This window comes from Candidatus Poribacteria bacterium (genome assembly GCA_009839745.1).
Taxonomy (GTDB): Bacteria; Poribacteria; WGA-4E; order WGA-4E; family WGA-3G; genus WGA-3G.
In genome coordinates, this window is the sequence record VXPE01000045.1 from 83,688 (window position 1) to 92,717 (window position 9,030).

The 9,030-nt window shown below is 48.1% G+C and carries 5 protein-coding genes; all 5 read left to right on the top strand.

Annotated elements, in window-relative coordinates:
* The first annotated feature begins 12 nt into the window (after positions 1-12).
* The 5 genes from F4X88_07875 to F4X88_07895 all read left to right on the top strand — a co-directional run bounded on the left by F4X88_07875 (position 13) and on the right by F4X88_07895 (position 8,864).
* A complete protein-coding gene (locus F4X88_07875) occupies positions 13-1,548 on the top strand; it encodes a hypothetical protein (GenBank protein MYA56197.1) in 1,536 nt (511 codons plus the stop codon).
* Between the two features lie 23 nt (positions 1,549-1,571).
* A complete protein-coding gene (locus F4X88_07880; GenBank protein ID MYA56198.1) occupies positions 1,572-3,317 on the top strand; it encodes a hypothetical protein in 1,746 nt (581 codons plus the stop codon).
* A gap of 145 nt (positions 3,318-3,462) precedes the next feature.
* Entirely contained in the window at positions 3,463-4,719 is a 1,257-nt protein-coding gene (locus tag F4X88_07885) for a hypothetical protein (GenBank protein ID MYA56199.1), read from the top strand.
* 255 nt (positions 4,720-4,974) lie between these two features.
* A complete protein-coding gene (locus F4X88_07890; protein ID MYA56200.1) occupies positions 4,975-7,941 on the top strand; it encodes a hypothetical protein in 2,967 nt (988 codons plus the stop codon).
* A gap of 191 nt (positions 7,942-8,132) precedes the next feature.
* Positions 8,133-8,864 carry a hypothetical protein gene (locus tag F4X88_07895; protein ID MYA56201.1) on the top strand — a complete coding sequence of 244 codons (732 nt, stop codon included), beginning with the start codon at positions 8,133-8,135 and terminating at the stop codon, positions 8,862-8,864.
* The last annotated feature ends 166 nt before the right edge of the window (positions 8,865-9,030 follow it).

Below are 9,030 nucleotides of genomic sequence, written 5' to 3' on the forward strand. Positions count from 1 at the left end.
GATTTATTGACAATGCGGTTCACAAAACGGGATGCCTGGATATACTACAAGGAGCAGAGCGGTTTATCTCTCATCTCAACGCTCTGGATACTCACGATTCTGTCTATTCTTGCGACGCAGCTGCTCTATTCAATCCACATAGAGCAAAGAACCCAAAGGAATTTCTTGGACCGGTCAAAGTTTCACTATGCTGCAAGAGCGGGCTTCGAGTGGACGCTCGCTGTTATGCGCAGTGACGAAACCCCGTTTGACTCGCTCGGCGAAAATTGGGCTGAAGCGATTCAAGGACAGGTTGAAGACGGCATTCAGCTTGGCAATTTCTTAAACTACCAAGTGATCGTTATAGATGAGGCATCTAAAGTTAATATCAATGTCGCCGACGCAGGGCTTGTCAGTAATTTACTTGCCCAAGCGGGTGCTTCCCCAGATGATGCGTTCACTGAAGAGCTTGCGAACAGAATTGTAGAAGGACGTCCGTATCGCACGGTTCGCGATCTCGCTCGGGTCGAAGGCATGACATCCGAACTGCTCTACGGTGCCCAACAAGAAACCGTAGCGGTTGGGTCTCCCAACCCGTTGGGACGAGGCGACCTCGCCACCACGGCATCCATTCCAACGGGGCTTGTTGGTTTGGCGACCATCTACTCGGTCGATGCAAGCACAGATCCAAACGGGGAACCGCTTGTAGATATTAATGCAGCAGAGGCAACGAAACTGACGGAAATCAATACACAGCAAAACCAATCTGTGTTCACACAAGCCGAGGCGGAATCGCTCATCCAGCAACGCGATTTTGACAAATTTTCTGCACTCTTGGATGTCCAAGCGGTTTCCGACGAACTGTTCAACAACATCCGGGACCAATTGACGACTGAAGATGCAAATGAACCGGAAGCAGGTGAGGGCGCCAACACCCAAGAAGGAAATATTGCTCCCGGACAGGGAGGTACACCTGAAACACAGGATGAAGGTGGAAAGGTAAACATCAATACCGCGGATGCCGAAACTTTAGCGTCCTTAGACGGAATTGACCAAGGTATTGCGGAACGTATCGTCAACCATCGTGAAGGGCAAGGACTTTTTCAGAACATCGATGCCATCAAAGATGTAAAGATGCTAACGCAGCAGGAATTCATCGGCATTGTTGATAAAATAACACTCAAAGAGGGAGAGACGCGGCAAGGTCTCATTAACATAAATACAGCAACCCCTGAGATATTAGCGCTGCTACCGGGGATGGATCCAGAAAAGGCACAGGCGATCGTTGAACGCCGTGAAGAGGAGACCTCCGATGCCTCTCAGCTTCAGGGTTTCAGTGAAGACGAGATAAAAGGGAATCCATTCACAAATATTTCACAACTGTCGCAAGTAGAAGGTATTGACTTTGCAACGTTCCGTGAGGTTGTCGATTGGGTGACCTACCGCTCGCACGGGTATCGTATTGAGGCAAGTGGGATTGACCACGCGGGCAAGGTTGTTTCGAGCTGCATTGGCATCATTGATCGGACAGGTAATCAAATAACTGTCCCGTATTGGCAACAAGATTAGATTTTTAATTTTGGTAAAAAATTATGTCTAAAAACCGAGTTGTGGCGATAGACATCGGCACAAACACAGCGAAAATCGTTCAACTTGAACAGTCTTTTTCTGCACCGGTGCAGCTGACCCATGCGAGCGTCGTGCCCTATCCAGATAAGGGGGATCGACTGCGGGTATCTGAATCGGTGAAACACCTCTGGGAGGCTTTAGGGGGACCACCGGGGGAAGGTGGTATCCGCTGGCGCAGGTCTCCTATAGAGGCTATCGGGACCCTGTTTAACCGAAATAAGACAGAAGTCGCTCTCGCCCTTCCTCGATCCTTAGTGAATACCAAACGCTTATCGAATTTACCGGCTGCAACAGATGAACAACTCGCAAGTATTGTCGCAATCGCCGCGGAAACCGAACTCCCTTTTCGCGTTGAAGAGGCTATCTTTACGTATCACGATATACAACAGACCGCAGAGACCTCTTCTGTAGAATTGATATCCACACGGCGAACGTCAGTTTCAAACTACTTGGGTCTCCTTGAGCAGAGTGGCGTTTCCGTATCGGCAGTTACACCGTCAATGATAGCCATAGCAGAAGTTGCAGCAAGCAGCGGCTGCACAAAACCTACATTTATTGTTGACATCGGTGCCGAGCAAGCAGACTTCTGTTTCATGGTGGATGGCAAACTCCAGTTTTCACGAAGTTTCCGTTTCGGTGGTGACCATCTGTCTGAACATCTGAGTCGGACTTTGAATGTAGATATTGAAACGGCAGCGGCGGAAAAGCAGCACATCTCGGCAAGCGAAATGCCGGCATATACTTGGGCGACTCAATTTATCGGTGAACTCCGACGTTCTATCACTGCTGCCACCACACATTATAGGACGGAGGTAAATGCTGACGGGTATCAGGATACCGCCCTCTCAGAGACAGAAACCGAACTCTGGTTGTGTGGCGGGGGTGCGCGCGTCCTCGACCTCGCACCCACTTGTGAAACAGAACTCGACATTTCAACACGGCTGTGGAATCCACTGCGTGCCGTTCAGCAACATGCCGGTATTGACATCCACTCCGTGCGTCCGGAAGTAGCAGCTACGCTTGATGCGTGGGGTGATACCCTCGCTGTCGCTTTAGGCGTAGGACTCAACGCGTTACAGTCAACAACCCCGATCTCTTTGTTGCCGAAAGAGACGGTTGAGACACTCACACAAACGACACGGCAGCGTCAACTCTTTGCCGCCGCTGGGTTAGGTATTTTGATCATCGGTGGTCTCCTTTTTGGGGGTTACATGCTTCAACGCTCACAGCAGTATAGAAGTGAAACCGTGGACGCACAACTCGCGTATTACGCCCAACCGATGTCTGCTGTGAAAGGACAACTTGGGAAGGAATTGGCACTCACCGATATGTTAGCGCATCATATCTCACCACTTGATATTTTGCATGCGCTGAGCGAAATGTTTAGGGATAGGACCCAGGTCGCATGGACCAATTTCAATATTACCAATCTTCATGAACCCACAACAGCACGTATTACCTTCAATTTGGAAAGCGCATCTCATAACGCCATCAATACACTTTTACGCGCACTCGACCGTTCTGGGGTTTTTACCAATGTCCGTCCGGGTGAAGTCACAACGATTTCTCAAGATAGAAAACAGATTTTCCAAGTACAGGTTAGGTGTAATCTAACAGCATCCGCTGTGAAAACATTTGCCAAAAAACGCTATCCACCGCCTGAACCAAAAAGCGATGAAGCCGCAAGTATGGCAGAATTAAAAAAATAATCCAAAGCGCGTAGCTCGTATTGTCCCGCAAGCCCACACGCGGCTTGCGCGTGGAGAGCGGATTTGAGAAGTAAACGTCAAAACTCTAGGGGAAACACCCAAGCAAAAACACCCACACTGTTTAACCGCAAGGAATAATTAAAAAATGGATCTTCAATTAACACCACGAAGCCGAATCTTGCTTGGTATCTTGGGTGGGTTGCTTTTAATCTTGCTCGCCATGCAGGTAGGTCCCGCCTTTTATCGCTTGTTTGGAAATCAAGACACGCAAGCGAAACGGGAACAGTTGTTGCGGACTCAAAATTTGGTCCGGGTCGCAGAAGTGCTTAAGCCCATTGCATCCGAAATTTACAAGGAGACAGGGTTGGCACTCGCTGAAAACCCACAAGGCTCTACAAATTTGCAGGGTGCAAAGACACTTTTTGATACTGAGCTGCCGGAAACTGTTATTAGATCCCGTATTGATGCGCTCGTGAGACGGGCGGGTATTCAACAGAATTATCAACTCCTTACGAAACCCGGAACCGCGAAACAAACACAAAAGTTGACAGTACAGAACCGAGGGAACCTTGTTCTCTATCTCTATCTCAAACATATAGAGGCAGAAGGAATAGAACTTACTGAGGCGGCTGAACAGCAGGCAGAAGAAGATACCTTCAATATGCTAATAGATGCGTGGTTATCGGGAACGGAATCCGAGACAGATGCGAAAGCGAGTGAAAAAGACGATTTAATGGCTGGAACGGAATCCGAAACAAAGGAAACGGAACTCACGGATAAAGCAAAACCGACGCATTCAATGGATGCTGCAGCGGCGTGGAAATTCGCCTCACTTCCAGAAGTAATCCCCGCCCCTGTTCGGATCAAACTTGCGTCATTTATCAAAAGCATGATAACGCAGCAGCTTCGGGGTGCGACAGATTCGAGGCAGGATTTCTTTGAGACGCAGCTCCACAGGGTCAAAACCGCCACTACCTCCGGCATCTTCGGTATCGGTGCAAAACCGGCTACCGTTGAAATCCAATTGCGAGGGAATAGTGTCCTTTTGGATATTCTCGCGCAATCAAGGGATTTCGTAGATATAGGTGAACTCCAACATGCGCTTGTTAAATACATTGAGGAGATACAAGCACAGCGCGCACGACTCTTAGAGCAACTCGCGTTGGCACCGCTGACATATCAAACGGAATACTATACAGTTGAAATAAAATTCAAAACGGATCTTGAAAAACTCGTTAACTTGAACCATCTTATCGAGACGAGTGCTAAATGGCTCACGGTGCGCGATTTACGGGTCTCCGCCGATAAGCAAACAGGTGCGCGTCCCGTGGCACGGGGTCGTAATGCTGAAGGTGGGACAAATTTGAATGTGGACATGCTCCTCATCGCTCGAATATTTTAATTTATGGGTCCCTGGGCTAAAGAAACACCCAAGCAAAAACCCTTCCACTTCGTTTCAGGCAGGTTTTTGGTTAATTCTGCGCCTATCTTGGATCTGAACGGGCTTTTTATAGTAAAGTTTAGAATTAATAGGACATCCTGTGCCGGTTCGGTTAGGAAACCGAACCTACCGGGGGCGGAAAGTGTCCATTTATTTTTCGGATCCACTATAATTGGATATTAGAGACTGTGATTAAATCATAAAGGATTGGATGTTATGCTAAGAAGAAAAGTGTTATTTCTGCGCAAGCCTATAGAGGCTTGCGGAACAATATTTTGTTTGGGGTTGCTGATCGTTGCGGGTGCTGAACTCTATGCCCAAGAGCAGCAACCCACAATGCGTGTCGCCGAAACCGACGCGCAAGGACGCGCAATCCGTTTCGACTTTAACTTTACAAGTCAAGAACTCAACGGGCTCTTTGAATGGCTCTCGCGGGAGGCTGACCTCACGATCATTGCAAGCGAAGAAGACATTAAAGATAAAAAATTCTCCCTAATTAATCTCAACAATGTAACGATCGAAGAAGTCATTGAGAAAATCAAAACCGTGCTCACCCAATATGATCTCACGCTCATCCAAACCGATAGTACCCTCTTGGTTACGACCTTCGCTCGTGCGATAGCCACAAAAGGCATTGTTAAAAGTATCCCACCGAACCCTGAACGGGTTGACATGACCGACGAAATCCAAACCTATATCATCCAATTGGATACCGTTGTTGCATCTGAGCAGGTAGATCGTCTCAAGCCGCTTCTCAATAAACAGGCAAATATTTTTGCAGATTCCGCCACGAACGCCCTCGTTATCACCGATGTCGCTTCTAATATACACCGCATTGTTTCCATTCTTCAGATCGCAGATGAGGGGGAACGCTTCCCTTTAAAGATTCTCATTGTGCCGCTCATTTACGCTGAAGCCGAACCGTTGGCACAAACGCTCACAAACGTTTTTCAAGAGGAGGGTGAAGGTAGTGAGGAGGGTAAAGGACAACGCGGTCGACTCGGTGGCGATGCAGTGCAGGCAAAAGCCGCCGCAGCGCAAATGAAAGCCGATGGCACCGGCTATGAAGTCCTTCAAGGCAGAATCAAGATTATCGCCGATGTCAACTCGAATTCACTCGTGCTCAAAGCGTCCGAGGCGAACCTTGTTTTCCTCCAAGAAATTATCAAGGAACTCGACATTGCTCCCAACGTCACCACCGAAATCCGCACGTTCCGACTTAAATACGCAACCGCTGCAGATGTCGCACAAACCCTACAAGAAATACTTACGGGTGATGCTCCCGATAATCGACGCAGAATGGATCCTTGGGATCGCGCGAAATTGAGAACCTATCAACGCGAACAGGGGATCGATACCTCCCAAGGCATCGTCGGCACTGTCAATGTTTCGCATAACGACCGAATCAATGTCGTCGTTGTTTCCTCGGACCCACGCAACTTCTCCATTATTGAGAAGGTCATCAATCAGCTTGACCAAGAGCAAACACAGGAAGAAATCAGACTCTATTTTCTTAAATTCGCGGATGCCGAAACGCTTGTGCCGAATCTGCAAGACCTCTTTGAAGGCGGCAGCGCGGGCGCAGATAGTGAACTCCCCTGGTGGCGACGCAGGGAGCGACAACCGACAGAAAGCACTACCGGTTTCGGTGTCCAAGGCGAAGTGCATCTCGTCGCGGACTTACGCCTTAATGCCATTCTTATATCAACGAGTGCGCAAAACTTTGAAACCATTGACGCACTCATCAAAAGACTCGATGTCAACATGCCGGACCAGGAGTGGGGCACCCGCATGTATAAACTCAAGTATGCCGATGCAGAGAACGTCGCCGTTGTCATCAATAACGTCTATCAAGGCAGCTCCCAAAACACCGGCAACTTTTTCTTTTTCCTTGCTGAACGCAACCGCAATCAAACACAAGGGGCACTCGCTGGCAACGTCACCGCCGAACCTTATCCGACACTCAATGCCGTCATCGTCTCAACCGCCACGCAACGCAACTTCGACCTCATCACGGAATTTATTAACTCCATGGATGTTCCTACACCGGAAGGGCAAAAGGAGATTACTGAAGCAATCCGTCTTGAATACGGGAGTGCGGATCATCTCCAGGAGGTACTCGAACGGGTTTGGGCGGGAGAGGAAGATGGGGGTGGTTTTAGCTTCAGCCGTTTCTTTGCGTCTGGGGGTAGACAGGAACAGCAAGACATCAATTCCTTACGGGGTAAAGTCACCGTTTTTGCGGATTCCGACACCAATTCCCTGATTATCACGACGCAGCAACGATACTTCGCCCAAGTCAAGGCGCTCATCCAGAAGTTAGATTTCGTCCGAGGTCAGGTCTGGATCGACATTCAGATCCTGGAAGTGACGCTTGACGAGACAACCAAACTCGGTATTGAACTGACGGCACAAGAGAACAAAATTTTCGGTGTGTCCGCAAGACCCGGAAATCCGCTTATCGGGGAATTCGACTCACAACTCGGACTCGAACAGGAAATTTCAGGGTTTAACTACGGTTTGGCAACCAAAGAGTATATGGCACTCCTCCACACCTTGATGCGTGAGAACAAGGTGCAAACCCTTTCGACACCGTCGCTTTTGACCCGTGATAGTTGGAATGCCACATGGAGCAGTGGTCGCCGCATCCCGTATCTTCAGAGCGTTGATACGACGAGTATCTTGGGAGACACCGTCTCCCAACCGCTTTTCAACTACGACTTCATCGATCCGCCGGTAGGCATCAACATCTCGCTCACGCCTTATATCGCCAAATCGCAAGTCGGTGAGGATGGCAAACGGACGATCGGATTGGATATTGAGAACATCAGCGCGAGCAACTTCATTGAATTTACTGACTTTAACGCCCCTGTCACCGATGACAATTCCATCAGTGTCTATATTGATGTCGAGGACGGTCACCAGATTGTCGTTGGGGGTATCATCCGTAAAAAGCAGAAGCAGGTAGAGAGCAAACTTCCGATTTTGGGCGATATTCCGTTGCTTGGACGGCTCTTCAAAAGCACCGAAACCGCTGTCGAAGATGCTGAGATCGTTATCATCATTACGCCGCACATTGTAGACATTAAGAACCCGGAGGACCTCGAAAAACTCAAGGAGAAAGCGGACACCTGGCAGAATAACGGGAGCACCCAAACGGAATCGAAGACCCCAGAGCAGTAGGTCTTACAAAACAGGAGTGTTTTGAATACTGCGGTAAATTTCTCCAGGGTTCAAACCAGAATTAAATTTCTGGTGGCAGTCCAAATTCCTAATTTTTTTGCAATAAAACCTTGACAGATGGCAGTCTATAATATTAACATATTATTAAGGACAATGAAAGTAAAAATTTTATCTACATAGGGAGGACTGCTATGCGAAAAATCGCTATTCTCGTTGCTTTGCTAATTTCAGTTCTGTTCTTATACCAGATGAGTCATGCAGAACTTCTTGTAGCAGACGACTTTAAAGGTAAACTGAAAGATAAGTACTGGAAGGGACAGAAAGAATCTTGGAAAATCAAAAACGAGCATCTGGAAATTCATCGCGTCGCGGGTGACGGAAACGGTGCCGAAGATTTTGGATACGGCGTGGTAGAATTTGAAAATTTTGGACTGCGTCTTGATTTCTATTTGTTCAATGATGATGATTTCCCGAGTAAAATGGAGATTCTGTTTCGCGCCAACCAAGATTTACACTTCTATCAACTCATCATCACGCCCGCGAATGGATTCGGTCGCCCGAACTCCGCCCGTTGGTATAAGCGGGAGGGAGAGGATCGCGGCACATGGAATGAGTATCGTGACTTCAGAGCTGAATTTCCGTTTCCGATTGAGACGAAGGAGTGGTACACCCTGGGGTTGCTCGGAAAGGGAAGCACGTTTCAACTCTACGTCAAAAAACAAGGGGCATTAGTGTTTCAAAAGGTTTCGGAATGGACAGACCCCAAGGATCTACATCCGAAAGGTGTCCTCGGTTTTCACACCAATCAACTGCAACACTATTATGTTGACAACGTTTACCTTTATGATAAACCCAACGAGGTGAACCTCGCTGTTGAACCCGCTGGAAAACTCGCTGTAACGTGGGCGACCCTTAAACAGTAGTCGTCCCAGATTTAGACAAAGCGTGCCAGTCGGATGTAACAGCGGTAACGCTAAATCTTGGCAACCTAAAAAAGGTTTACTTCAAGGCATATTTTGGTGTATACTTTAGTATACTAAAGTTTGGACAATTTTAAGAATTAAGATGCAGAAAAGCAGAAAAGCAGGT